General features: G+C 32.5%; 21 protein-coding genes and 1 CRISPR repeat array. Of the genes, 3 read left to right on the top strand and 18 right to left on the bottom strand.

Annotated features, from left to right (window positions below):
• Positions 1–227 precede the first annotated feature (227 nt).
• A CRISPR array of direct repeats spans positions 228–1,120; the repeat unit is 36 nt; unit sequence GTTTTACGATAACTTAATTTCTTCAGGTACTAAAAT.
• A gap of 70 nt (positions 1,121–1,190) precedes the next feature.
• The 6 genes from csn2-St to NQ558_RS11805 all read right to left on the bottom strand — a co-directional run bounded on the left by csn2-St (position 1,191) and on the right by NQ558_RS11805 (position 9,000).
• The gene (gene csn2-St, locus NQ558_RS11780; protein WP_005361705.1) at positions 1,191–2,186 is read right to left on the bottom strand and encodes a P-loop NTPase family protein; all 996 of its coding nucleotides are present in this window, start codon (positions 2,184–2,186) and stop codon (positions 1,191–1,193) included.
• Positions 2,183–2,509: a CRISPR-associated endonuclease Cas2 gene (gene cas2, locus NQ558_RS11785; RefSeq protein ID WP_005361706.1), complete on the bottom strand. Its 327-nt coding sequence runs from the start codon at positions 2,507–2,509 to the stop codon at positions 2,183–2,185. Before cas2 ends, csn2-St begins: the two co-directional genes overlap by 4 nt.
• Complete coding sequence (gene cas1 / locus NQ558_RS11790) at positions 2,496–3,413, bottom strand: type II CRISPR-associated endonuclease Cas1 (RefSeq protein WP_005361707.1); 918 nt, start codon at positions 3,411–3,413, stop codon at positions 2,496–2,498. The genes cas2 and cas1 overlap by 14 nt, the downstream gene beginning before the upstream one ends.
• 148 nt (positions 3,414–3,561) lie before the next feature.
• Positions 3,562–6,885: a type II CRISPR RNA-guided endonuclease Cas9 gene (gene cas9, locus NQ558_RS11795; RefSeq protein ID WP_005361708.1), complete on the bottom strand. Its 3,324-nt coding sequence runs from the start codon at positions 6,883–6,885 to the stop codon at positions 3,562–3,564.
• Positions 6,886–6,978: 93 nt separating this feature from the next.
• The gene (locus NQ558_RS11800) at positions 6,979–7,632 is read right to left on the bottom strand and encodes a CpXC domain-containing protein (protein ID WP_040446793.1); all 654 of its coding nucleotides are present in this window, start codon (positions 7,630–7,632) and stop codon (positions 6,979–6,981) included.
• Positions 7,633–7,668: 36 nt separating this feature from the next.
• On the bottom strand, positions 7,669–9,000 hold the full coding sequence (locus tag NQ558_RS11805; protein ID WP_005361722.1) for a hypothetical protein: 1,332 nt from the start codon (positions 8,998–9,000) through the stop codon (positions 7,669–7,671).
• Positions 9,001–9,240: 240 nt separating this feature from the next.
• Here NQ558_RS11805 and NQ558_RS11810 point away from each other — a divergent pair, with 240 nt between their 5' ends.
• Positions 9,241–10,548: an IS30 family transposase gene (locus tag NQ558_RS11810; protein ID WP_040446367.1), complete on the top strand. Its 1,308-nt coding sequence runs from the start codon at positions 9,241–9,243 to the stop codon at positions 10,546–10,548.
• A 355-nt stretch (positions 10,549–10,903) separates the two neighbouring features.
• Positions 10,904–11,113: a helix-turn-helix domain-containing protein gene (locus tag NQ558_RS11815; RefSeq protein WP_040446796.1), complete on the top strand. Its 210-nt coding sequence runs from the start codon at positions 10,904–10,906 to the stop codon at positions 11,111–11,113.
• Between the two features lie 288 nt (positions 11,114–11,401).
• On the opposite strand, the gene NQ558_RS11820 is transcribed toward NQ558_RS11815, so the two are convergent.
• From NQ558_RS11820 to glmM, 4 genes are read right to left on the bottom strand one after another with little or no spacing between them, the layout of a single operon-like run.
• Positions 11,402–11,977 (bottom strand): manganese efflux pump MntP, encoded by a 576-nt coding sequence (locus NQ558_RS11820; RefSeq protein WP_005361723.1) that lies wholly within the window; start codon positions 11,975–11,977, stop codon positions 11,402–11,404.
• Between the two features lie 20 nt (positions 11,978–11,997).
• Positions 11,998–13,056 carry a histidinol-phosphate transaminase gene (gene hisC / locus NQ558_RS11825; protein ID WP_005361733.1) on the bottom strand — a complete coding sequence of 353 codons (1,059 nt, stop codon included), beginning with the start codon at positions 13,054–13,056 and terminating at the stop codon, positions 11,998–12,000.
• Positions 13,037–13,576 (bottom strand): VanZ family protein, encoded by a 540-nt coding sequence (locus NQ558_RS11830; protein WP_005361735.1) that lies wholly within the window; start codon positions 13,574–13,576, stop codon positions 13,037–13,039. The genes hisC and NQ558_RS11830 overlap by 20 nt, the downstream gene beginning before the upstream one ends.
• 8 nt (positions 13,577–13,584) lie before the next feature.
• Positions 13,585–14,928 (bottom strand): phosphoglucosamine mutase, encoded by a 1,344-nt coding sequence (gene glmM, locus NQ558_RS11835; protein WP_005361741.1) that lies wholly within the window; start codon positions 14,926–14,928, stop codon positions 13,585–13,587.
• Positions 14,929–15,222: 294 nt separating this feature from the next.
• On the opposite strand from glmM, the gene NQ558_RS11840 reads away from it, so the two are divergent.
• A complete protein-coding gene (locus NQ558_RS11840; RefSeq protein WP_005361743.1) occupies positions 15,223–15,417 on the top strand; it encodes a hypothetical protein in 195 nt (64 codons plus the stop codon).
• Between the two features lie 19 nt (positions 15,418–15,436).
• Here the strand turns inward: NQ558_RS11840 and NQ558_RS11845 are convergent, their stop codons facing one another.
• The 8 genes from NQ558_RS11845 to rpmE all read right to left on the bottom strand — a co-directional run bounded on the left by NQ558_RS11845 (position 15,437) and on the right by rpmE (position 24,954).
• On the bottom strand, positions 15,437–17,149 hold the full coding sequence (locus NQ558_RS11845; RefSeq protein ID WP_005361745.1) for an ABC transporter ATP-binding protein: 1,713 nt from the start codon (positions 17,147–17,149) through the stop codon (positions 15,437–15,439).
• A gap of 31 nt (positions 17,150–17,180) precedes the next feature.
• Positions 17,181–17,993, bottom strand: a complete 813-nt coding sequence (locus NQ558_RS11850; protein ID WP_005361746.1) for a TrmH family RNA methyltransferase — start codon at positions 17,991–17,993, stop codon at positions 17,181–17,183.
• An 18-nt stretch (positions 17,994–18,011) separates the two neighbouring features.
• Positions 18,012–19,637: a hydroxylamine reductase gene (gene hcp, locus NQ558_RS11855; protein ID WP_005361748.1), complete on the bottom strand. Its 1,626-nt coding sequence runs from the start codon at positions 19,635–19,637 to the stop codon at positions 18,012–18,014.
• Positions 19,638–20,049: 412 nt separating this feature from the next.
• Positions 20,050–20,748 carry a hypothetical protein gene (locus tag NQ558_RS11860; RefSeq protein ID WP_050750967.1) on the bottom strand — a complete coding sequence of 233 codons (699 nt, stop codon included), beginning with the start codon at positions 20,746–20,748 and terminating at the stop codon, positions 20,050–20,052.
• A gap of 969 nt (positions 20,749–21,717) precedes the next feature.
• Positions 21,718–22,788 (bottom strand): peptide chain release factor 1, encoded by a 1,071-nt coding sequence (gene prfA / locus NQ558_RS11865; RefSeq protein WP_005361759.1) that lies wholly within the window; start codon positions 22,786–22,788, stop codon positions 21,718–21,720.
• 2 nt (positions 22,789–22,790) lie between these two features.
• Positions 22,791–23,636, bottom strand: a complete 846-nt coding sequence (gene prmC / locus NQ558_RS11870) for a peptide chain release factor N(5)-glutamine methyltransferase (RefSeq protein WP_040446801.1) — start codon at positions 23,634–23,636, stop codon at positions 22,791–22,793.
• Positions 23,624–24,664, bottom strand: a complete 1,041-nt coding sequence (locus tag NQ558_RS11875) for a DUF1385 domain-containing protein (protein WP_005361762.1) — start codon at positions 24,662–24,664, stop codon at positions 23,624–23,626. The genes prmC and NQ558_RS11875 overlap by 13 nt, the downstream gene beginning before the upstream one ends.
• A gap of 89 nt (positions 24,665–24,753) precedes the next feature.
• Positions 24,754–24,954, bottom strand: a complete 201-nt coding sequence (rpmE, locus tag NQ558_RS11880; RefSeq protein ID WP_005361763.1) for a 50S ribosomal protein L31 — start codon at positions 24,952–24,954, stop codon at positions 24,754–24,756.
• Positions 24,955–25,077 lie beyond the last annotated feature (123 nt).

The raw sequence follows: 25,077 nt of genomic DNA on the forward strand, positions 1-25,077 counted from the left end.
TTCTTTCTATCTTCAATCACCTCTTACAATTTTTATCGATAACTTTTTCCAGGTACTAAAACACTATTCCACTATCTTTTGCTAATATCTAGCAAACAAATTATACACTTTTTTCTAAAAATGAACAAGCTTTTAATATTCACGATTAATTTATAGTACGTAATGTAATCATATTTAATTTCTTCAGGTACTAAAATGAGATTGCAAGACTTGTAACCCTTGAACTTGTTTTACGATAACTTAATTTCTTCAGGTACTAAAATTTACAGAGCTTGCAAGGATTCGTAATCCGGTTTTACGATAACTTAATTTCTTCAGGTACTAAAATACACAAGCTTCATCAGCTGAGATTTTTTTAGTTTTACGATAACTTAATTTCTTCAGGTACTAAAATAGCGTGAGAAATTAAATTAGCAGGACAGCAGTTTTACGATAACTTAATTTCTTCAGGTACTAAAATGGAAATTTACGGAAAGAAACGGGTGCTATGGTTTTACGATAACTTAATTTCTTCAGGTACTAAAATTGATAAGGATTTCGTCACCTTCTTTAGTAGGTTTTACGATAACTTAATTTCTTCAGGTACTAAAATTTTCATACATACCTTCTATTTTTCTGTCATGTTTTACGATAACTTAATTTCTTCAGGTACTAAAATGATCACCTTTGTCACCCTTTGTACCAGTAGGTTTTACGATAACTTAATTTCTTCAGGTACTAAAATTCAGCTGGTCTCCGTCTTCTGTGAAGTACGGTTTTACGATAACTTAATTTCTTCAGGTACTAAAATCGACCGTCCGGCGGTAGTTGTGAGCAATAAGTTTTACGATAACTTAATTTCTTCAGGTACTAAAATTACCGCTTTTGTTTACAAAATTAACTGTTAGTTTTACGATAACTTAATTTCTTCAGGTACTAAAATTAATGAGTAACTATCACTTAAAAGAAAAAAGTTTTACGATAACTTAATTTCTTCAGGTACTAAAATTCAGATATAGTCTGATTTTCGTATACATCTGTTTTACGATAACTTAATTTCTTCAGGTACTAAAATTGATATCCAACATATCCATTGAGTGCTCTGGTTTTACGATAACTTAATTTCTTCAGGTACTAAAATATCAAATCTACTATCCCGTCGAATAGCAAACTTCCTTAGTTGCCCAAAATCTCCTTTATATTGTAGCATATTATTGGACATTTAAAAAGTTTAGTTCTATATTATTGGTTTTATATTTAACTTTATTGTCTACATTTAACGATCTATTTAAAATACAAAGTATAATATTTATCCCTAAATCAACACTTTGATTACTAACTCCTATTTTATTAATGCAATTCTCTAAATTGTATTCTACCCATTGATAATCACTTTCTCTATATATTGGATAATTCTTTTCAATATAATCTGCAACTCTATTATATTCAGGCATTATAAATTCTTCATCATTAATTATTGTTATTGACTCAAAGTCTTCTTTATCTACTACGCAATATCCATCAAGACTTATTGTAAACAAAAAATTTATATCTGACTTTTCCGATATTGTTTTAGAATATTCAAATATTTTTCTGTATTCCTGTTGATTTATCATATGATCAATATTGTTAATAATTAATAATTTCTGCTTTCCACTTTCCTCATTTAATTTTTCTATTAATTCAATATAGTTAATTATTAACTCATATGTAGATAAATAATTTATATTTTCTCCGTTTTTGTTACAAGCCACACTCTCCTGCATAATTTCAAATAAATTACTTGATTCAAAATCTATAGAAAAATTTTCAAAACTACTAAACAATTCATTATTAATATTCTCATAAATTCTCATCAATAAATCATTAATTTTTTCCATATCAGTCTCTATATCAAAGCTCATTAAAATTTTATTCAAAATGTATTTCATCAATAAGGTATTTTTACCTATTTTTAATTGTGATATAAATTGTTCTCTTGAATCTACATTATATATTTCAAAATATTCTCTCCCTAATTTTTCCTTACCACAAAATACATCACATCTTATTTTTTCCTCCCATTCAACATATTTTGATTTTGAAAAATACTTTGATAACATTTTTAAAATTTCATTTTTTCTAATAACATTGCTTCCACACCATTGATTAACTTTTTCTAATCCGACTTCATAACTTTTTTTGAAATTTTTTATTGTTAATCTCATATTACTGTAAACCTCCCACTCCCTACTCGTTCTTCATTCAATTTTCTACTTCCCACAATAATTTTCATATCATTATATTGTTTTTCCGTTATTGTTAATAAACGAATATTTCCCTTACTCGGAGCAAACTTTTTTACTCTACTTACTAGACGATTGCCATACTCTCTACTTGGACAAGTTCTTACATATACCGAGTATTGTATCATTATGAAGCCTTCTTTTATTAAGTTTTTTCTAAAATCTCGATAAGCCTTTCTTTCTTCTGGCAAATCTACTGGTAAATCAAACATACATAACATTCGCATAGTTTTATACTCCAACATATAAAAATTCTCCCTCATAGCCTTCAAATTTAGGAATTTCAAACTGTTCTTTCTTTCCTGCTATTACTGCTGCATATTGTTGTATATATTCCTCAATCATATTTGATATATACATTTTTTTATTATTATAAATCACTTTATGATTCAAAAAATTTATCAATTCTTTTCTATGATTTAAAGTAAAATACTCTTCTCCGTCTAATAAATAATATGTAAAACAATCTAGCATAGGTCTAATTGGTTCCATTAAATCATCTATTAAATTAAACCTATTATATTCATTTTTGTGGTGTATTCCTAATTGGGAATTCAATCCATATCCAACACATACTCTTGCAATATAAGAACGAATAATTGTATAACCATAATCCAATCCGGAATTCAATAATATTTCTTCATTTCCTCTCGAAAAACTTGAATCCATTAACTCATTGAAATATATCTTTGCCGCATGAGCTTCTCTATTTGTTATATCTCCATCTTTTGTTTCTGATGCCATTTTTCTAATGTCACGACTAATCTCATTATTCTTTCCTAGTTTTTCTATTACATCCGCCTGATTTAATATTTTTCTAATAACAATATTTTTCCAAATTTCATTGTATTTTTCCTTACTTGTATTAATCTGATATCCTATATGTTTAAATACTCTACTATGATTGTCGTATGAACAATATAATCCAATAGGCAAGTGTTTTTCGTTGCACACAATCAAAGTCACATTATTTGTCGCCAACATTGATAATAATCTTGTTGTCAATGTTATTTTCAAATTATCCAATACTACTGTTGATATATCACTTATTGGTATCCATACTTCTCCTTCATATGTTTCTAAAACTAGATTGTCTAATTTCATTCTCACTCCAACTTCATTTTCGATAAAAACCACCCTAAATGCCATACTTATCCTCCTTTAAGGCAAAAAAAGAGCACCCGTCGGTGCTCTTGATTTCGGCATAAAGCCTTGTTTTAGTAGATCTGAAGAAATTAAGTTATCGTAAAAAATTTCATCCATCTAACTTTGTATCTTCACGATAACATATCATTTTCTACTTGTCAACAACTAAACTAAACTTTTCCATGTTAACAATGTAACAATTTCCAAGAACATCTGTCACCAATTTTCCAACATATTTTGTTTTTGCTAGCGCTATTTGATTTCTTGTATTTTCCCACTCTCCTTTTTTATTTTTGCGTTGAAAATTTGGTTTATTAATTGGCTTAGTTTCAATTAAATTTTTCTGTTCTTTTATTCTAGACAAAAATCTTTCTGTATAATACTCTCCGCCTTTTTCATATTGAATAATATCATTCTTATAGAGAGAAAATTTGTATGTAATATTCTTGCTATTTAAATCTTCTAGGTTTTCGTCACTATTTAAAACACCTTCTTTACGCAATAATTCATTATATGTTTCACTATCAATGACATATTTGTTTCCAACACATTTAATGTGATTATATTTAACTCCCACAAGATAATATTTCCCAGTGTCATTGTCATAATACACATCTGTCCTATACGGATTCAGACTTACTAATACTACCTTTTTACTGTTTTTTGCATGACCATACTTATGAGATATATCAATACAACTATTTATCTGACCACTATAATACTTTACTTTTTCAACTTTAGGTCCATTGTGATTTTTCGAATACTTTCTAAAATAATCTCCAGTTTCTTTGTTGTATGCCACAAAAGGATTTTTTTCGCTTGAATATGTTTCAAGTATTTTTAGCATATCTCTATATGTTTTTGGATCGTTATTGTACATTAACAAATCACTACCTTTACCACTGTTAATCATTTTCTTCAAAGAATTGCATTCTTTATCATCATATATATTGTATGAACTAATTTTGTGTATTTTTCCATCCTTTTCTCTAGTTCCATAAATTGTTTGATTACACAATCCTCTATTGCATTTTTTGTCTATTTTATAATTATATTTAACCTTCTCCTCCGCTTCTATTATTTTTTTTCTAATTTCATTCATTCTTTCTTTGTAAAGGATATCATCAAATTCATCATCATCAATATATTTATTCCATTTCTCTTTGTCTAAAATTTCCCCTGTTTCAAAATCATAGCAATCTTTTTGAATTTTCCTATATGCTTCATATCCTTTTTGTGAAAATGCTATAAGCATCGCATCTACGGCATGATGAGAATATGATTCTTCTCTATTTTTTTTGAGATGCAAATCTTGTCTCATTTGATATGTAAGACTTCCTCTTATCACTTTTACTTTTGTATTACAATATTTTCTAGATTCAAAAAATGACTGCATCTCATTTAGCACTACTCTTGAAGCATATCTGGTATCATTTAAGTTTCTATTGATAAACCCTTTCACCACATCAATCTTTGTTATATCTTCCATACACAATAAATTGTTTACTTTTTTATCATCTATTTTCCCCCTTCTTCTTAGTTCTAAGACATTTGCCTTATATTCATCAAATCCCCATTTTCCGTTAATTCTTGTCAAATAATGATAAGGAGTATCATTTTCCTTTATACTGTTTTCCGTTTTGTAAACCAATACTTTATTGCTTCTGCTGTCATCTAACGAAATTGATTTTGGAATAATATGATCAATTTCAAAAAATTCTGGATGATTTAGCAAATCTTCTATAGCTATTTTTTTACCTGAATATAGACATAACCCTTCCTGCTCATTCCATAATTTAAGTTTTAACACTAATTTTTTCTGTTTTTTATAATCTTTGTTCGTTATTTCAATCCCCTTTTCATCATATATCTTATTAAGGATTTTTTCATATTCTTCCTGATTTTTCTTCTGATTCATATCTATCTTCTCTTTTTCATCATCAGAATTCTTATCCCTAGGCATTTCAATAACTACACTTTCAGGATAACCATATTTTTTAATTAAAGCATTTAGAATTTTCACTGTAGTTCTTATAGATTTTACAACAACAGGATTATATATTTCTTTAACAACTTCATTTTCTGGTATGTATTTATAATTTACATATTTTTCCTTTTTAGACTTAAACACATTCATTTCTGTTAATAATTGCATTTGCTCTTTAGGTTCCTTATACATTACTGGTATCAATTGCAACATTGCTTTATATGAAAATGAATGCCATCCAGAAAATAAACGTTGATTATTTTTCCTAAATTCAATTAATTTTTTAATCAAATTTTCTTCATAAACAAATTTTTGTTCATCAAAAGCTTTAACAATAGACTCCCTTTCTGTATTTAATGTCAGAATATCCATTGTTTTATCTAGTTCTTCCCTTGTAAAACTATCTATATCCACATTTATTGTTTTTAATTCTTTTTTTAGTTTTCTATATATTTCAAAAGTGTGATATATTTCTTTTCCTTTTTTATCAATTCTCGCTCCGCTATATTGTTCAATATCTTCATCTATAACTTTTTTTATGATTTTTCGCATATTTACAGAACTAGCATCTTTTATAATCTCAACAATTTCTTTTTTTTGAAATTCTGTTAATTTTTCATTATTAATCTTCAAATTATTGAGATCATTCAGCAAATTAAATTCTTGTGCTGTGTAAGACGCGCTAGATGCCCTATATTCCTCAGGATATACACTGCATTTTCCAATTAATTTTCCAAAAATATTTTTCTCATCTATGAAATTTCCTTCTTCATCTGTTCTCGTTGTATATATTCCGTAATCCGTTCTTGATTTTTCATTGCCTGGTCCTATGTAATATTCTCTTTTTCTTTCATATATTTCCATATATTTTTTAATAAATTTTGTATTTATTTTATTGCCATTACATCTCTGAGTTTCAAAAATTTTTTCAAGTTCTTTCTTATATGCCTTTGTTGTAAATACATTGCTTTGATACTCTTTTTCATCATTTATTTCAATAATAAATTCTCCGTGATATTTCCCATATTTCTTCATTCGTTCAAGCTGTATTTCGCATGGCATTTTTTCTTTTAGCTGCTTTTCATTGAATGCTAATCCTTTTTTATACGCATTTCCTTTTTCGCCATCATCCGCATCTTCTAAATAAGATATTCCTCTATGTTTGAGCATTGATAATAGTACACAATATAATTCATCTAAAGAAAGTAATTCTGTTAATCCTTTATTTCTAAGTTCAATAATATTGAGATGTAATTTGTGTGGTATTATATATCCTGATGTTTCCCAAAGTTGTTTAAAATCCTCTATTCTTGTTTTTTGTCGTCTTTTGGTTCTTCTTCCCTCTCTAAGCGTTCTTCTCACCTTATTATTGCTAGTATCAGCTTCATCAAATATATTTGAAACCGCCTCAACAATATTATCATTTTCATCTAACACTGCAACTCCTACTGAAGCAACACCTATATCTAATCCTACTGTATAACCCATAATGACCTCCGTTCTAACTTACATAATATATAGTTATTATATCATATATAATTATAATCGCAATATTTTTTCACCTACTATTCCACTTTTAGTTTATTCTTCCATTATCTTTTCCAACGCCCAGTTTTCGTCTATGTCAAACCTATCCTCTCTAATATCCGGACTATCCTTCAACACTTCTTCTCTAATTTTTTCCAATAATTCTTTCTCAATGCTTGCCATTTTCGTCTCTCCATTTTCGTCAAATATAATAAACATATACTTGCCCTCACTGTTTACATCAAAGAATATATGTTTTACTTTAATGCCTTGTTCTTTTGCCTGACCAATGTAAAAAATCTTTGCAATCTCTATTACTCTATCGTCCAATCCATTATCGAAAATAATTATTTTTTCTCTTAATTCTCCCGGAGATGTTACGATTCTATACAGATATTTTTCTGCCATTAAATCCTCGAATATTTCAGGCATATCTTCGCCACTAAACATATTGCACGCACTTTCATATTCTTCCTCATCCTGAACATAATATATCATTATTCTATCTTCCATCTGATGATAGAGACTGCTATAATTTATCCTTGCTTCACAACCGCACTTATTACATTTGAATTTAAAAATCTCTCCTGTTAATACCTTCTTCTTCATTTCCGGATCAAGAACAGTATTTATGCTGCTCCACATAACAAACTTACTCTCTTTTCCACACTTTGGACATTTAATTGTTTCTTCATTCGTTCTTGACATAGCCGTATCTCCTTCCATAAATCTTCTTATAACCTTCTAGCTAACCATTCCCTCAACATTTTCCATTTGTTTTTCATCACTCCTCCCCGCCATAACCTGACTAACTACATCTTCACTTTGTTCAGATATATCATTTTTCTCCGCTTCAATTACTACATTTTTCAGATTAGGCACGTCCAATATTTCCTCAATTTCGTCAAGGTTGTCTTCACATGTATCTGCAAGTGCCTCGCAGTCAATATAATCTGTCAAAACATAAAGGCACTTAAGTTCTTCCATTTTTGCTTTTCTTTCAAGTCTTAATTCTTTTAATTTTTTAAAAACATTATATCCCTGAGCCACATTACATTTGGCGTCTTCCGTTTCTTCCAATATCTTTTCGATTTCATCATCGATATCGTTTACGTCCATCTGCAGATTTGCAATATATTGTGCTGCATTTCTGTAAAAATCAGCCTGCTGCTTTGCAAAAGAATACCAATCATTTTTCTTTCCATCAAAAGGAGTATCTTTTCTTTCCTCAATCATCATTTCTTCACCGCCTTCATTTTCATATGTACCATTTAAGCAAAAATTCTGCTTTTTAGTCTCATAATTATCTTCGTAGTCATTTTGACTTTCGTATGAATCTTCTTTTTCCAAACGTTTATCTTTCATTACACAATTTTTAAATAATTCTTTGTACTTTCGTGGATTGTATTTTCTTGTTTCCAAACCTTTAATACTATTAAGTGCCTGTTTCGCCTTAATAACATTAGCATGAGTTCCAAGATTTACCTGAAAGCATTCCACCCTTTGAATTTCATCCTTAATGTCTCTTCGATTTTCACGACAAACTCTTAACAGCTCAACCAAATCAATTGCCTGTTCATCATCCGTCTGACACAATTCAATATAATGAAGAATATCGCAAATCTTCTGGTCAACATCCGATTGCTTCTTGTTTAATTCGTCACGATAATCCTTAAGCCCTTCAACCACATAAGTAAAATGTGTCAAATACTCTGTCCAATCCATTTCCGACAAATTATATGCACAAACGCTTTTCTCCGGCTGTTCCAAAATTTCGTCATAAGTAAGCTCTTTGACAGCCGAAATATTTTCATCCTGTTCTTTCTCATCCGGCTCCTCTCGTACTTCCACGCTGTTAAATGCAATATTGCCTCCGTCATTTCCATCTTCCGTTTCTATTGGAATAGCACGATAGAATGCCGATTTCTTTCCTGTTCCAATATGACTTTTCGCCTGGTCGTAATTGAATACAGTTGCATCTGTTTCATTCCTTACAGCCACCAATTCATTTACATTGTTTATCCTGTAATAATTTCCGCTATAATCCCTAATATAGTATAGTGAATCCGTTCCCATAGGCACCTCCGATTCTAAAATTTCGATTTTTTTGCTATTTAATTAAGGTCCCGATTTAACTGTTAAGTAGATTCTACTTTTTTAGCTGTCCCAAAAGCAGGACTTGAAGCATGAAATTTGCAAATTTAATTGCAATTTAAACTGCTAGTTTTTCCATGCTACTACTTTTGCAAACTAGCAGTTACCTTTGCAAAAGTGTATATTTTAAGTAGTCTTTGTTTGATCAGAAAGGAGGCTTTTATGCCAAAACAATTATCCTTATCTGAACGAATAATTATTGAACGTATGATTAGTAAAGACTACTCTTTTGCCTCTATTGGTAGAAATCTTGAACGTTCAGCTTCTACCATTTCTAGAGAAGTAATTAAATATCGATGCTTTGTTGATAGAATTCCTCTCCCTGGCGAGAATGATTGTACTCACAAAAACTCTTGCCTAAAGAATTCTATCTGCGATGATGTTGGAGTACATGGATGTTATGGATATCGTTGTAAGCGATGTCCTGAAGATCGTATATGCACAAATATTTGCGCTTCTTATGAATCTTCTCAATGTCCTCTTTTAGATAAACCTCCTTATGTCTGCACTAATTGTTCTATGCTTAAACAATGTAAACGTAACAAGGCTTACTATACAGCTCACAGAGCTGATGCTGCTCATCACAAAAGCATTCGCAATGCTCATTCCGGTGTCAGAAAAACTCCATCTGAATTAAGAGCAATTGCTGATATAATTGAACCTCTTATTGCTAAAGGTCAATCTCTAAATCACATTTGTGCTACGCACTTAGATGAATTGGGTATATCAGAGAGAACTCTCTATAATTACATTGACCAGGGTGTTTTTAAGGTTCGTAATATTGACCTTCCTAAAAAGGTTGTTTACAGGCAACGTAGGCCTAAAAAGGTTCTTACCAAGCTTGAATACCAATATAGACAAGGTCGCACCTATGAAGATTTCAAATCCTTCATGGAAGCAAACCCAGATCTACCTGTTGTAGAAATGGATACTGTAAAGGGTGGTCGTAATAAGGGAAAAGTATTTCTTACTATGATTTTTAGAAGGACAAGTTTTATGCTTATCTTTCTAATGAACGATGGAACTCAGGATAGTGTAATTCAGATTTTTGATTCCTTAACTGAGATTCTTGGAGTCTCTCTATTCAAGAGATTATTTCCTGTTATCTTGACCGATAACGGCGTTGAATTCAAAAATCCTCAAGCACTTGAACACACAAGAACAGGGCTTTCCAGAACTCGTGTATTCTTTTGTGATCCTCAAGCTTCGTGGCAAAAACCACAGGTCGAAAACAACCATCGTTTAATACGAAGAATACTTCCTAAAGGTGTTAGTTTTTCACCCCTCACTGTTGCTGACGTAACGTTAATCTGTTGTCATATAAACAGTGTTCTTCGTGAAAATTTAGATAACAAAACACCTTTTGATTTAATGGACTCCAAAGACGGAAAAAAGTTATTGTCTTTGCTACAACTTTCACCTATTCCACCCGATGAAGTTACTTTGAGTCCAAAGCTACTTAAGCGTTAATTAACATTTTAATTGATCAAACAAAGACTCCCATATCTTTTAAAGAAGCGGGGTTGCAGTTATTTTTTCAAAACTAATGTTATGCCGCTTATTAACTATGCACGAAAATATAGCAAAACAATAACTTTTTTATTATTATACACCATTTAAAGCTCAATTTTCACCCCATTTAAGGTTTAAAAAATTTGGTGTCAATATGTTCGTGCAGTTGCTTTTTCATTTAAAGTGAAATTTGCAAATTTAATTGCAATTTAAACTGCTAGTTTTTCCATGCTACTACTTTTGCAAACTAGCAGTTACCTTTGCAAAAGTGTATATTTTAAGTAGTCTTTGTTTAATCAGAAAGGAGGCTTTTATGCCAAAACAATTATCCTTATCTGAACGAATAATTATTGAACGTATGATTAGTAAAGACTACTCTTTTGCCTCTATTGGTAGAAATCTTGAACGTTCAACTTCTACCATTTCTAGAGAAGTAATTAAATATCGATGCTTTGTTGATAGAATTCCTCTCCCTGGCGAGAATGATTGTACTCACAAAAACTCTTGCCTAAAGGCTACTTAAGCGTTAATTAACATTTTAATTGATCAAACAAAGACTCCCATATCTTTTAAAGAAGCGGAGTTGCAGTTACTTTTTCATTTAAAGCAAAATTTTGATTTTTTGCACAATATGGAATTTACTCCTGCATATGATTTTATTTCTAATAATTTTTACATAAAAATACCGTCTAACAAGTTTACATTAACCTTGTCAGACGGTATATCTTCTATCTATTATTTATTTTTCCCCATTCAAAATACCACGCATTTTCTGCAAAAATATTGTTAGTTACATCAAAACCAAGTGTTCTTAAGTAAAATGTTCAATTACCACTTTTAATCCAATTATTATAAGAATTATTCCTCCTACAACCTCTGCTTTAGACTTGTACTTAGCTCCAAAGGCATTTCCAATAAAAACTCCACCAAGGGATATTGCAAATGTTGTAATCCCAATTAGAATAACTGATGCCCAAATCGATGTTTCCAACTTGCTTCCCATTGTGCCAAAGGTTACACCAACTGCAAGTGCATCAATGCTTGTAGCTATGGCAAGCATAAATAATTCCTTAAAATCCGTAACTGATTCTATGACTTCTTTCTCTTCTTCACTGTCTCCCAAAGCTTCTCGTATCATATTTACGCCAATAACCAATAATAGTACAAAAGCTATCCAATGACTATACTTGTTAATATATTCAACAAAACTTGCACTTAAAGCGTATCCTATTAAAGGCATCATAAGCTGAAATGCTCCAAAGAAGAAAGCTATAATAAAGCTTTGCTTTAAGTCTATTACTTTCATTTTTAATCCTTTACAAATCGAAACTGCAAAGGCATCCATTGAAAGCCCTACTCCTATAAAAAAAACATCTAATAAATTCATTTCTCACCTTTGTATATTATCTACTTTTGCAAAATTTCCTGTAATGCCTTGTAAAGTTTCTTCATTTCTTCATCAGTTCCTACCGTAATTCGTAGATAATTATCTATTCCAGGCTTATTGAAGTATCTTACAAAAATATTTTTTTTCTTTAATTTTTCAAATATTTCTTTTGCATGCATTCTTTCATGAGTAGCAAAAATAAAATTAGTTTTTGAATCCGTAAATGAAAAACCAAGTTTTTTAAGCTCTTTCTTGGCATTCTCTCTTGTCTCAATAATTTTAGAAACTGTGTTCTTAAAATATGTATCATCTTTTATTGCCGCAACACCAGTTTCGATTGTTGCCTGATTCATTGTGTATGAATTGTAAGAGAATTTTACTGCCTTTATTGCGTCAATTAATTCCTTACTACCGAAAGCATATCCAATTCTCATTCCAGCCATTGCTCTTGACTTTGAAAATGTTCTTACAACAAGAAGATTGTCATATTTGTCAATTAATGACAATGCTGTATGTCCCCCGAAATCAACATATGCTTCGTCCACAATAACAACAACATCCGGATTATTTTTTATTATTTCCTCTACCTGTTCAAGAGGCATTTCAATTGCTGTTGGGGCGTTTGGATTAGGGAATATTATTCCACCGTTTTCTTTGTTAAAATCCCACGGATTAATCTTAAACTGCTCATCCAATGCCACTGTCTTGTAAGGTATTTTAAATAATTCAGCCCACACATCATAAAAAGAGTATGTTATGTCAGGAAAAAGAATTGGCTTTTCTGAATTAAAGCATGTAAGAAATGCCATTCCCAAAACGTCATCTGAACCTACTCCCACAAAAACCTGCTCTGGTTTTACATTGTAATATTCAGCAAGCTCGTTAACTAACAGACTTGCTTCCGGATCAGGGTAAAGTCTGAATCGTTCAGTATCCATTTTTTCAATCATCTCTGTTACCAAAGGTGATGGTGGATATGGACATTCGTTTGTATTTAGTTTAATCACATCACTTATTTTTGGCTGTTCTCCCGGTGTGTATGGTGTAACTTTTCTAATGTTATCTTTCCAACTGCTCATTTTTTCTCCTTCTATTTCCTGCACAAACTATAATAAGACATAATATAATTGTTGCAAAAACCGTACCTGATGTATCTATTAAAACATCTGCCGACTTGCCACTTCTTCCATCCACAAAAGTTTGATGAAATTCATCTGTAGATGCATAAATCATACATATTAAATCTGTAACTACTGCACCCATAATAATGTGCTTTCTTGTGTTTCTTACTTCTTCAAAAGTAAATAACAGAATTAAAATCAATCCTGCCAATATTCCATATTCGCTGAAATGACCTGTTTTTCTTACAAAAAAGCTCACTTTATTAAATAACTCTTCCTTAGACGCTAAATCTAAGGAAGAGTATTCAGGTTCAATTATCTGCACAGCTCTTATTGTGATTTTGTCACTTAATCCCTGTGACTGTGTTCCTGTTTCTGCAGAGAATCCGAAAATAGTACTCATCCAAAATAAAATAATAAGCACAAGAACTATTCTCACTCCCCACAGAGATGATTTTTTAATATTACATACATTCATAAGCTGTCTTATACTGCATGACCTTTATCTTCAATAACTTTAATAACCTGATTAACATACTTTTCAGCCAAATGGTCTGTTTTTGCTTCAACCATTACTCTGATTACAGGTTCTGTTCCACTTTCTCTTACAAGAATCCTTCCGTCGTCACCAAGAAGTTTTGCTACTTTTTCAACTTCTGCCTGAACATCAACATCTGCTCTTGCTTCCGGCTTGCTTTCTACTCTGATATTCTTTAAGCACTGTGGATAAATAACTACAGGGCTGATTAATTCTGACATTTTCTTCTTTGTTGAAAGCATAACTTCCATTAACTTGATTGATGTAAGAATACCGTCACCTGTTGTAGCATACTTGCTGAAAATAATGTGTCCTGACTGTTCTCCACCTAAACGGAAGTTGTTATTTCTCATACATTCATAAACGTACTTATCACCAACGTCTGTCTTGGCATAGTCAATTCCTACTGCGTCAAATGCCTTGTATAAACCAATATTTGACATAATAGTTGTTACAACAGTGTTGTTATCTAATTCTCCGTTCTGCTTCATGTAAACACCGCAAACATAAAGAATTAAGTCACCATCTACTATGTTGCCCTTATCATCAATACATAAACATCTGTCAGCGTCACCGTCATAAGCAAAACCGATATCAAGTTTGTTGTCCTTTACATATTTCTGTAAAACTTCAATATGTGTTGAACCTGCTTCCATATTAATGTTTGTTCCGTTAGGTTCATTGTTAATTACATATGTTTCTGCTCCTAATGCATCAAATACACTCTTTGCAATTGCTGATGCACTACCGTTTGAACAGTCAAGTCCTACTCTTACATTTCTAAATGAATTTTTTGCCAAAGTCATTAAATATCCCATATATCTGTTTCTTCCGGCAAAGTAATCAATTGTTCTACCAATCTTGTCCATTGTTGCATATGGAACATCATCAAAATCGCCATCAAGATATTCTTCAACCTTGTCGATTACTTCCTGTTCCATTTTTTCACCATTACCGTTAATTAATTTTATACCATTATCATAATATGGGTTATGACTTGCAGAAATCATAATTCCACAATCAAAATCTTCTGTTCTTACTACATAAGAAACACTTGGTGTTGTTGTAACGTGAAGAAGATAAACATCTGCACCTGTTGATGTTAAACCTGCTGAAAGTGCATCTTCAAACATATAACTGCTTCTTCTTGTATCTTTTCCGATTACAACTGAACATTTGTGGAATCTTCCATAATACCATCCAAGAAATCTTCCTACTTTAAATGCATGCATTGCTGTAAGATTTACATTAGCTTCACCTCTAAAGCCGTCTGTTCCAAAATACTTTCCCATCTAATTTTCCCTATGCTAAATATTAATCACTAATAGCATTCTTAAAATATACTCTTTTTAAAAATGCCATTTTTCCGATAATATTTAGTCAACAAACACAACTTTCATATTAATGTGCCTGTTTTTCCTTTCCATATTTTTTAAACCTGTTAGGTTTTAACTAATTAATTATATAATAGCCTTTGCCTATTTACAAGACTTAACCTTACCCTATGTCACTTAATGTCGAACATTTTTTTACAAAAATTTCCTTTTCAGTGATATACTTGCATTGAATAGGGGGGGATTTATTCTATGAACAATATTTCGAATAATATTTCAACAGCTTCTTTAGTTGATGAAACCAATAGGCTTCTTCTTGAAATCAGCAACTTAAAGAAGCAACTTAACTACGAAAGAAACCAACATAAGCACTGGGAAGAGCTTGCCATGATATTTCATGATGCACTTTGGTCTGAACTTAAAAGTACCCGGGATTCCAACAGGTAATACATTAAAGAGGAGGTCATTAATTTATGGCCTCTTTTCTTACCGCTGTCAATTGCTTGTCGTTTATTATAAATTCTCTATTGCATACCTCCAAAGCTGCTGCCTTGTGAGTTATGATTATGCAAGTTTTTTTGTTTAGTTTCTTAATGTTATCAAGCACTTTTTCTTCTGTGTTTTTGTCAAGTGCCGACGTTGCTTCATCAAGAAGGATTATTGGAGCATTGCTTATTAACGCTCTTGCAATTGCAAGACGCTGTGCCTGACCTTCTGAGATTCCAAGACCTTTTTCACCGATTACTGTATCTAATCCGTCAGGTAATTTTTCAATAAAATCCTCTATTTCACTTAACTTAAGTGCCTGGCTTACTTCCTCATCTGACGCATTAGGATTAATCATAAGGATGTTCTCCCTTATAGTTCCACTAAATAAATAATTTCCCTGTGGCACATATGAAAACATACATCTTGTATCAGGGCTTGCCTGAATTGTTTTTCCGTTTTCAAGACAAATATCTATTGTTCCCTGCTGTGGCTTAAAAACCCCAAGAAGCATCTTCATTAATGTACTCTTTCCAATTCCTGAAATTCCTCTTATGGCAACAAAATCGCCTTTGTTAAGCATAGCATCGCCGTGCTCTATTACTGTTTCTCTGCCATAATTGAATTTTATGTTATTAAATCTAATACTTTCCAGCTTATCATAAGTCTGTTTTACATCTATTTTTTCGTATGTACTTTCTTCATTTGTTATGTTTTCAATTTCCATAATACGCTCTGCTGAAGCAAGCACTGCATAATACTGTGGAAACATTTTTGTTATACTTACAAATGGTGTCTGAATCTGTGAAATAAGCTGCAAAACTGCTGTTAATGTTCCGTAAGTCATAGCCTTCATGCTGACTTTTATTGCACACCATCCCAAGGCAAAAAGATATCCTGCATTAAAAATAAATGAAAATCCTGCATTTGCAAAAATAGTTATTTTTCTTCTTCTCATTTTTACTTCGTAATTTGTTCTCTGAAGAATATTTCCTTTTTTGTCAAACTGTTTTTCCAATCCAAATGTTTTTACAACAAGCATGCTTTCAATTGCTTCCTGAAAAAATGAGCGCACTTTTCCGTCAGTTTCCTGAACCTGTTTGCTTAAGTTTTTTAATTTACCTCTAAAAAACACTGCAATAACTGACATTACAATACCTGCTGCAATAAATAACATTGTAAACTTCCAGTCGAAAATAATCAAAACAACAAAAGCTCCAACAAACTGTGTCAGGAAATACAATGCGTCAGGAACTATAGAGATAATTCCTTCTGTAACTATTTTTACATCACTTGTGATTCGGTTCATTAATTCACCGCTATGATATTTGTTAATTTTTCCATAATCTTTCATCATAATGGAATAAAAAAGTCTTCCACGCATTTTCATTTCCATTTTTGCCTGAACCCTAATTGTAAGACTTTGTGTAAAAACTCTTAAAAGCAATCTTGAAGTAATAACTACAAGAATTAATATACAATTAAAAATAATCAAGTTTCTGTAATGCAAAAACTCCGCATTTGATGATGCCGTTGCCGCCCTTTGTGCCGAATCAATTGCAAGTTTACTTACAAGTGCCAAAACAGTTGCCACCAATGCCAGTAATATATTTGATATGCTTAATATAAATATTTTAGGAATTTCACCTTTGCTATTTTTTATTATCCATTTTAAACTATTTTGATTTTTCATTTTCCGTCCTTTAATATTTTATCTAAAAGTTTTATTTGCCTAATTCCCAAAAAGCTACCGCACTTGCTGCTGCAACATTTAAAGAATCTACACCGTGGCTCATTGGAATTTTGATAGTGTAATCACTACTATTTATTGTATTTTGGTGAAGTCCCTCACCTTCCGTACCAAGAATTATTGCCAACTTTTCTTCTGACTTTACGTTTTTATCATCAATGCTTACTGAATTGTCAGTTAAAGCCATTGCCGCCGTCTTAAATCCCATATTATGTAACAATTCTATACCCGTTCCTTCTTTCTCATCAATAAAAGTCCACGGTATCTGAAATACTGTTCCCATGCTTACCCTTATTGCTCTTCTGTAAAGAGGATTGCTACAACCGTGTGTAAGCAAAACAGCATCAATATTAAGGGCTGCAGCTGAGCGGAAAATTGCCCCTACATTTGTAGGATTCATAATATTTTCAAGCACTGCAACCCTTCTTTTATCCTTGCATATTTCTTCAACGGTTTTAAGCTTAGGTCTGTGCATTGCACATAGCATTCCCCTTGTTAATTTAAAACCTGTTATTCCTGTCAATACATCAAACGGTGCCGTAAAAATTGGAATATTTCCACATCTTTCAATTATATTTTTTGCCTGATTTTTGATGTGTCTGTCCTCTACCAAAATAGAAATAGGTTCACATCCTGCATCAAGAGCTCTCTCAACTACAATTGGACTTTCCGCTATGAAAATCCCTTTCTCCGGCTCATGTCTGTTTAGCAATTGTCCCTCTGACAATCGTGCGTAAACATCAAGCTCCTTAGCATCAAAATCATTTATCTTAATTACGTTTGACATATTTCCTCCTAATACCGGTTAGCCTAAGATTTTTTTAAGATCCGCTTCCGGTGTGCTTATAGGAGATATATTATAATTTTCTACCAAATATTTCAACACATTAGGTGAAATAAATGCAGGTAAAGTCGGTCCTAAGAAGATGTTTTTTATTCCTAAATGAAGCAATGTAAGCAAAATACATACCGCTTTCTGCTCATACCATGACAAAATCATTGATAATGGAAGTTCGTTAACTTCGCAGCCAAATGCCTTAGATAATGCTATTGCCACTTTGATTGCTCCATAAGCGTCATTACACTGTCCCATATCCATTATTCTTGGAAGTCCACAGATTTCTCCCAAATCCAAATCATTAAATCTGTACTTTCCACAGGCTAATGTTAAAATAACTGAATCTTTCGGTGACTGTTTTACAAATTCGGTATAATAATTTCTTCCAACTTTTGCTCCGTCACATCCACCTACAAGGAAGAAATGACTTATCTGCTTATTCTCTACAGCCTCAATAATTTTATCAGCAACGCTTAAAACTGAGCCGTGTCCAAAACCTGTAACAACATATTTTCCACCATTTATACCTGTATTTTCTTTGTCTTCCTTGTATCCGCCAAGTTCCAATGCCTTGTTAATAACCGGAGTAAAATCTTTCTCTTCTCCATCTCCTTCAATGTGAACCATTTCAGGGTATGACACAACTTCTGTTGTAAAAACTCTATCCTTGTAGCTTTCCTTAACCGGCATTAAACAATTAGTTGTAAACAATACAGGTGCCGGAATGTTGTCAAATTCCTTCTGCTGATTCTGCCATGCAGTTCCGAAATTTCCTTTTAGATGCGGATATTTCTTTAACTCCGGATATCCGTGAGCGGGCAACATTTCACCGTGAGTATAAATGTTGATGCCCTTTCCTTCCGTCTGCTTCAACAAAACTTCCAAATCCTTTAAATCGTGACCTGTTATTACAATAAAAGGTCCTTTTTCTATAGTTAATGGCACTTTCACAGGAGTTGGTGTTCCATAGCTTGATGTGTTTGCTTTATCGAGTAATTCCATACACTTTAAATTCTTCTCGCCAACTTCCATTGCCACTTCAATTAATCTATCCATTTCTAAGTCATAAGTTATAATCGACAATGCCTTGTAGAAAAACTGATTTACTTCTTCACTTTCATAACCTAGTACCATTGCGTGATACGCATACGCAGCCATTCCTCTTATTCCAAATAAAATAAGTGACTTTAATGATCGGATATCCTCATCTTCATTCCACAATAAATTCATATCAAAATCTTCAGTATTTCCGCAAGGTGCCGCGCAAGTAATGCAATTAGGCGCAATTGCTTCTTTTTCCTTATGGACTTTTTCAATCATATCTTCCAACGTTTTATCGTTAAAGTTAACATTTGTAACTGTTGTAAACAATCCTTCAATTATAATTCTATCTGTTCTTTCAGACTTTTCATTGTGGCCACAAGACTTGGCAAGTCCAATTACTGCTCCTGTTAATTCATCCTGCAATCTTGATGTATTAGCTGTCTTTCCACAAACACCTGCTGCTCCCATACATCCTGCACAGCCTGCTGTCTGCTCGCACTGAAAGCAAAACATTTTATTATTTAAATCTTTCCCCATATCTTTTTTCATTTTATTAACTTTCCCTTGGCAATTTATATTAAGATTACAGTGTCATAAGATTTTATTCCACCTGCGTATGTGAAATGGTGAGATAATTATCTCAGCCTTAACGCTTTTCACCATAATATGGTAGTTATTCATCGTTAACTAAATTGCCATATTCCTTTCTTTATTTTACTATTGACTTCATTGCCTTTCTGCAAGATAGATAATATTATAATTTATGATTATTTTATGTTGTTGTAACAACCATTTTATAAAAAGATTAAATACAAAATTTGGAAATTTTAATAGTAGTTTTATATTCTTAAACTGAATTTTTATTTGTAATTTCTTGTTGTTTTATAATACGTATTTTCTCCAGCATTTTCATATTTAGTATTTTATTGTGTCTTATATTCATTTTATTAATTTGTTTTCTCTATTGAAAGAAATCCTGTATAACCCTATTTATTGTAACTGTATTCAACGGTGCTTCCTTGCTTTCAAAAGTTGCAATAAAATTTCTTCCCTGCACATATCCGCTTTTTCCATATTGTTCAATTTTTTTAATTGCGTTTTTAACATATATTGAATCATCCATCATTCCAAAATGTTCCCACACATATTCCTGCCTTGTTCTTTTGTTCAATACTGTAAAGTCTGGTTTAACAGTACCATATCCTTTCAAACGTAATGGCAATTCATATACATAATTTATATTGTTTTTTGTCAAAGTATCAGCTATTATCTTCTCTGATTTAGACCTGACATATTCCCCCTTTTCTGTTATCAAACCTAATTCTTTTAATTGTTCATCCGGCTCAATTCTTCCTAAATTATTCTTAGACTCCTCCCACATTTTTGCATATTCTTCATCAGTTAATTCATATTTAGTAACAAAAACCCCTTTCTGCTCCGGCATAGAATCATATACTTCTAATAGTGAATTTGGATTGTACTTATTTAGAAACTTCCTTATTCTTCTCTCTTCAGCATCAATAGTTTTCAAAATCTTTTGGTCATACTCCTTTTGCGCCAGGGCTTTAATCAGGGCGGCGTTGCTCTTTTTTATATACACTCTCGTTCCGTCTTTTTGCTTCTGCTGATATTGGATAGTATTCGCGCTTCTTGCTAGCACCAACTTCCCTTCTGGTGCACCTGACAGACTCTTCTCCGCTTTAACTTTAATTGTTTTTAAATATTCTAATCGTTCATTAATTTCTTTTATATTTATAATTCGTCACCTCGCTTTTTCTTTTTGTACCCAGTTTATGTTGCATTCCATATTTTGTACGTGGTTTTGTTTGTCAACTATAACATATCTCTTGCTTTTTTAATACACTTTCCTTTCAAATTTTTTAGAAAAACATGAAATCTTCGCTATATTACGTGTCATACAATATTATTGTTATATGACACGTAATTCCAACTAGAAATGTTAGAATATTTCAATAAATTACGTGTGTGGTTGCATTTTCGTTCTACGACACGTAATTCCTGCTAGAAATACTAAAATATTTCAATAAATTACGTGTGGGGTAGCATTTTCGTTCTACGACACGTAATTCCAGCTAGAAATACTAAAATATTCCAATAAATTACGTGTGGGGTAGCATTTTTGTTCTACGACACGTAATTCCAACTGAAAATACTAAAATATTTCAATAAATTACGTGTGGGACAACATTTTTGTTCTACGACACGTAATTCCAACTGGAAATACTAAAACATTCCAATAAATTACGTGTGGGGTAGCATTTTCGTTCTACGACACGTAATTCCAACTGGAAATACTAGAATATTTCAATAAATTACATGTGGGACAACATTTTCGTTCTACGACACGTAATTCCAACTGGAAATACTAAAATATTTCAATAAATTACGTGTGGGGTAGCATTTTTGTTCTACGACACGTAATTCCACGCAAAAGAACAAATATTTCTCCACTACTACGACTAACACTCTCCAAAGCTTCGCTTTGACGAGCCAATCGTTCACTTCGATTCCGCTTCGCTTCATCTCAGTGAGCGTTTGACTCCCTAAAACCACAAAAGACGCACATGGCTGCAAGCAGCCTGTGCGTCTTGTTGTGGTTTTGTGAGTGTTAGTCGTTCATGTTACTGAGTTTTGCAGCTTGGTCAGCAGCAATGCAGTTGTCGATGATTTCTTCCAGGTGTCCATTTAAGATTTCATCTAATCTATGGGATGTGAATTTGATTCTGTGGTCTGTTACACGTCCCTGTGGGAAGTTGTATGTTCTGATTTTTTCTGATCTGTCCCCTGTACCAATCTGGCTTCTTCTTGCCTCTGATTCAGCATCCTGTTTCTTCTGACACTCTAATTCATATAATCTAGCTCTTAATACTTTAAGGGCTTTGTCTTTGTTTTTAAGCTGTGACTTTTCATCCTGACATGAAATTACTATTCCTGTTGGAATATGTGTAAGTCTTACGGCTGAGTCTGTTGTATTTACACACTGTCCACCATTTCCTGATGCACGGAATACATCGAAACGGCAATCATTCATATCAATTTCTACATCTACTTCTTCAGCTTCAGGCATTATAGCTACTGTTGCTGTTGATGTATGAATACGTCCGCCTGATTCTGTTACCGGGATTCTCTGTACCCTGTGAACTCCACTTTCATATTTTAATTTTGAATATGCACCCTGACCGTTAATCATAAATACTACTTCTTTAAAGCCACCTAATCCATTCTCGTTAACTGAAATCATTTCTGTTTTCCAGTGCTGTGTTTCAGCGTACATACAATACATTCTATATAATTCTGCTGCAAATAAAGCTGCTTCATCACCGCCGGCACCACCACGGATTTCGACTACAACGTTCTTGTCATCATTTTCATCCTTTGGAAGAAGTAAGATTTTTAATTTTTCTTCTAATTCAGTAATCTGCTCCTTTGCTTCATTCATTTCTTCCTTGGCAAGTTCTCTCATTTCTTCATCAGATTCTTCATCCAAAATCATGAGACTATCTTCAACTGTCTGCTTAGCTTCTTTATAAGCTTTGTAAGCTTCAACTATTGGTGCAAGGTCGCTTTGTTCCTTCATCAATTTTCTAAAATTATTCTGATCACTGACTACATTAGGATCATTTAACTGTTCCATTATTTCGTCATATCTCTCAAGTATTCCATCTAATTTATCAAACATTTCTATTCCTTTCCGGCTGTCACAACCCTGTCATTTCCGGACAGGTCTTTATAAACCTTTATATCCTTGTATCCATTTTCTTCTAATATTGCAGGAACCGTTTGTCCCTGATCATATCCTATTTCAAAGAATATTATGCCATTACTTCTAAGGTATTGTCTACCTTCCTTGGCAATTTTTTTATAAAATTTCAATCCGTCACAGTCTCCGTCCAAAGCCATCATAGGCTCGTGAATTCTTACCTCATCCATTAAGCTCTCAATTTCTTCGGTCTTAATATAAGGTGGATTAGACACTATAACATCATATTGCTTTTCTACATTTTCAAATAAATCTGACTGAAAAAAAGTAACATCTGCTTTATTTAAAGCATTGTTTTCCTTTGCCACAACTAGAGCTTTCTCGGAAAAATCAACTGCCGTTACTTTTGCATTCTCGCACAACCTGTCAATTGAAATTGCTATGCATCCTGAACCGGTACACATATCAAGAACATCAACATCGCCTTTAACCGACTTAATATATGTAATAGCATTCTCCACAAGTAATTCCGTATCCTGCCTTGGTATAAGCACATCTTCGTTAACCTTAAAATCAAGTCCCATAAACTCCTGACTTCCGGTTATGTGTTGCAAAGGGATTTTTGATGCCCTAATTCCAACCAATTCCATATATTTGTCGGCCCTCTCTTTTGACACTGTCATCATAGGATCCATATAAAAACCCGTTCTGTTTATTTTAAAAACAAACTCTGCAAGAAGCCAACTGTCAACTGCAAAGTCAACTACTCCTGCCTCTTTTAGTTTTTCTTCAGCCTTTTTTATTATATCTCTTACTAATACTTCCAATTGTATCCTGAACCTTCTATTACCTGTTTATACTCCTTTGGCAAAGATGTTTCTTCCTTCTTCTCCACCTCAATGCCACTCTCTTTTAAGTATTCTTTCCAATCAAAAACCGCCTCAACAGCTTTAATTGCAACTTCAATCATATCATCTGTAGGCTCTTTTGTAGTAATCTTCTGCATCCACAATCCCGGCTTGCTTAAAAGGTTAATAAATTTGTTTTCAGACTTTCCGGCCAATCTAATGAACTCATAAGAAATTCCTGCTATAACCGGCACCAAAAGCAGTCTGATAACATATCTTAACCAAACAATATCTGTTCTGATAAGTACAAAAAAAATTATACTTATCACCATTACAATGAGAAGAAAACTTGTTCCACATCTCTTATGAAATCTTGAGCTTGAAGCAACATTTTCAACTGTAAGGACCTTGCCGGTTTCAATACAATTAATGCACTTGTGCTCTGCTCCGTGGTACATAAATGTTCTCTGTATATCCTTCATAAGTGATATTAACAAAAGATATCCAATAAAAATAATAATCTTAACTATTCCTTCAATTACCGGAACGTGACTTTGGGTAACTCCCGGAACATATTTTTCAATAACATCGGCAATAAATAATGGTAAAATCATAAAAAGTGCAACTGCAATAACAATTGAAAGACACACTGTAAATCCCATAACTACTTTTTCGGCTTTTTCTCCAAACTTATTAAGTAGCCACTTTTCAAACTTGCCCGGTTCCTCTTCCTGCTCATCTTCATCTTCAAAAAAACTTGCTGAATAAGTAAGAGTCTTAATTCCGATAACCATTGAATCTATGAAACTAAAAATTCCTCTTATAAAAGGAAGCGTTGTAATCTTGTACTTCTTAGCTATGCCCCCACATTCCTGAATATCTACATCTATGGACTTATCCGGTTTCCTTACGGCAACTGCATATTTATCCTTATTACGCATCATAATGCCTTCTATTACGGCCTGACCGCCTATGCCTGATGAGCCTAATCTTTCTTTATTTTCCATATATATACCTTATTTTTCTTAAAAGAAAAACCCTTTATGAAGATAAGAAAATAGGTTGAGAATTTCTTCTCAACCTGTTATCCTTAAAATTATTTGATACCATATTTCTTGTTGAACTTATCAATTCTACCACGAGCTGAAATAGCTTTCTGCTGTCCTGTGTAGAATGGATGACATGCTGAACAAATTTCAACATGAAGTTCTGGCTTTGTTGAACCTGTTACGAATGTGTTACCACAGTTACATGTAACGGTTGCCTGCTGGTAATCTGGATGGATTCCTTTTCTCATTACATTCACCTCTTCTAAAATTTTGCTAATTGGCAACGCCAATCCGTTTGCTTTTGATTCTGCTGTCGAATCTCCCGAACTTGGTTCAACAACTCAATAGCTTTGCTATTATAACATAGTCAT

It is taken from the genome of Eubacterium ventriosum (genome assembly GCF_025150745.1).
GTDB lineage: Bacteria > Bacillota > Clostridia > Lachnospirales > Lachnospiraceae > Eubacterium_G > Eubacterium_G ventriosum.

Excerpts from the sequence above, each read along its gene's own strand:
- hcp (WP_005361748.1), bottom strand. The coding sequence starts at position 19,637 with ATGAAAAAAGATATGGGGAAAGATTTAAATAATAAAATGTTTTGCTTT.
- cas2 (WP_005361706.1), bottom strand. The coding sequence starts at position 2,509 with ATGTTGGAGTATAAAACTATGCGAATGTTATGTATGTTTGATTTACCA.
- NQ558_RS11810 (WP_040446367.1), top strand. The coding sequence starts at position 9,241 with ATGCCAAAACAATTATCCTTATCTGAACGAATAATTATTGAACGTATG.
- NQ558_RS11840 (WP_005361743.1), top strand. The coding sequence starts at position 15,223 with ATGAACAATATTTCGAATAATATTTCAACAGCTTCTTTAGTTGATGAA.
- NQ558_RS11850 (WP_005361746.1), bottom strand. The coding sequence starts at position 17,993 with ATGTCAAACGTAATTAAGATAAATGATTTTGATGCTAAGGAGCTTGAT.
- NQ558_RS11830 (WP_005361735.1), bottom strand. The coding sequence starts at position 13,576 with ATGAATGTATGTAATATTAAAAAATCATCTCTGTGGGGAGTGAGAATA.
- rpmE (WP_005361763.1), bottom strand. The coding sequence starts at position 24,954 with ATGAGAAAAGGAATCCATCCAGATTACCAGCAGGCAACCGTTACATGT.
- hisC (WP_005361733.1), bottom strand. The coding sequence starts at position 13,056 with ATGAGCAGTTGGAAAGATAACATTAGAAAAGTTACACCATACACACCG.
- NQ558_RS11845 (WP_005361745.1), bottom strand. The coding sequence starts at position 17,149 with ATGAAAAATCAAAATAGTTTAAAATGGATAATAAAAAATAGCAAAGGT.
- prfA (WP_005361759.1), bottom strand. The coding sequence starts at position 22,788 with ATGTTTGATAAATTAGATGGAATACTTGAGAGATATGACGAAATAATG.
- cas9 (WP_005361708.1), bottom strand. The coding sequence starts at position 6,885 with ATGGGTTATACAGTAGGATTAGATATAGGTGTTGCTTCAGTAGGAGTT.
- cas1 (WP_005361707.1), bottom strand. The coding sequence starts at position 3,413 with ATGGCATTTAGGGTGGTTTTTATCGAAAATGAAGTTGGAGTGAGAATG.
- glmM (WP_005361741.1), bottom strand. The coding sequence starts at position 14,928 with ATGGGAAAGTATTTTGGAACAGACGGCTTTAGAGGTGAAGCTAATGTA.
- NQ558_RS11815 (WP_040446796.1), top strand. The coding sequence starts at position 10,904 with ATGCCAAAACAATTATCCTTATCTGAACGAATAATTATTGAACGTATG.
- NQ558_RS11805 (WP_005361722.1), bottom strand. The coding sequence starts at position 9,000 with ATGGGAACGGATTCACTATACTATATTAGGGATTATAGCGGAAATTAT.
- NQ558_RS11820 (WP_005361723.1), bottom strand. The coding sequence starts at position 11,977 with ATGAATTTATTAGATGTTTTTTTTATAGGAGTAGGGCTTTCAATGGAT.
- csn2-St (WP_005361705.1), bottom strand. The coding sequence starts at position 2,186 with ATGAGATTAACAATAAAAAATTTCAAAAAAAGTTATGAAGTCGGATTA.
- NQ558_RS11800 (WP_040446793.1), bottom strand. The coding sequence starts at position 7,632 with ATGTCAAGAACGAATGAAGAAACAATTAAATGTCCAAAGTGTGGAAAA.
- NQ558_RS11875 (WP_005361762.1), bottom strand. The coding sequence starts at position 24,664 with ATGGAAAATAAAGAAAGATTAGGCTCATCAGGCATAGGCGGTCAGGCC.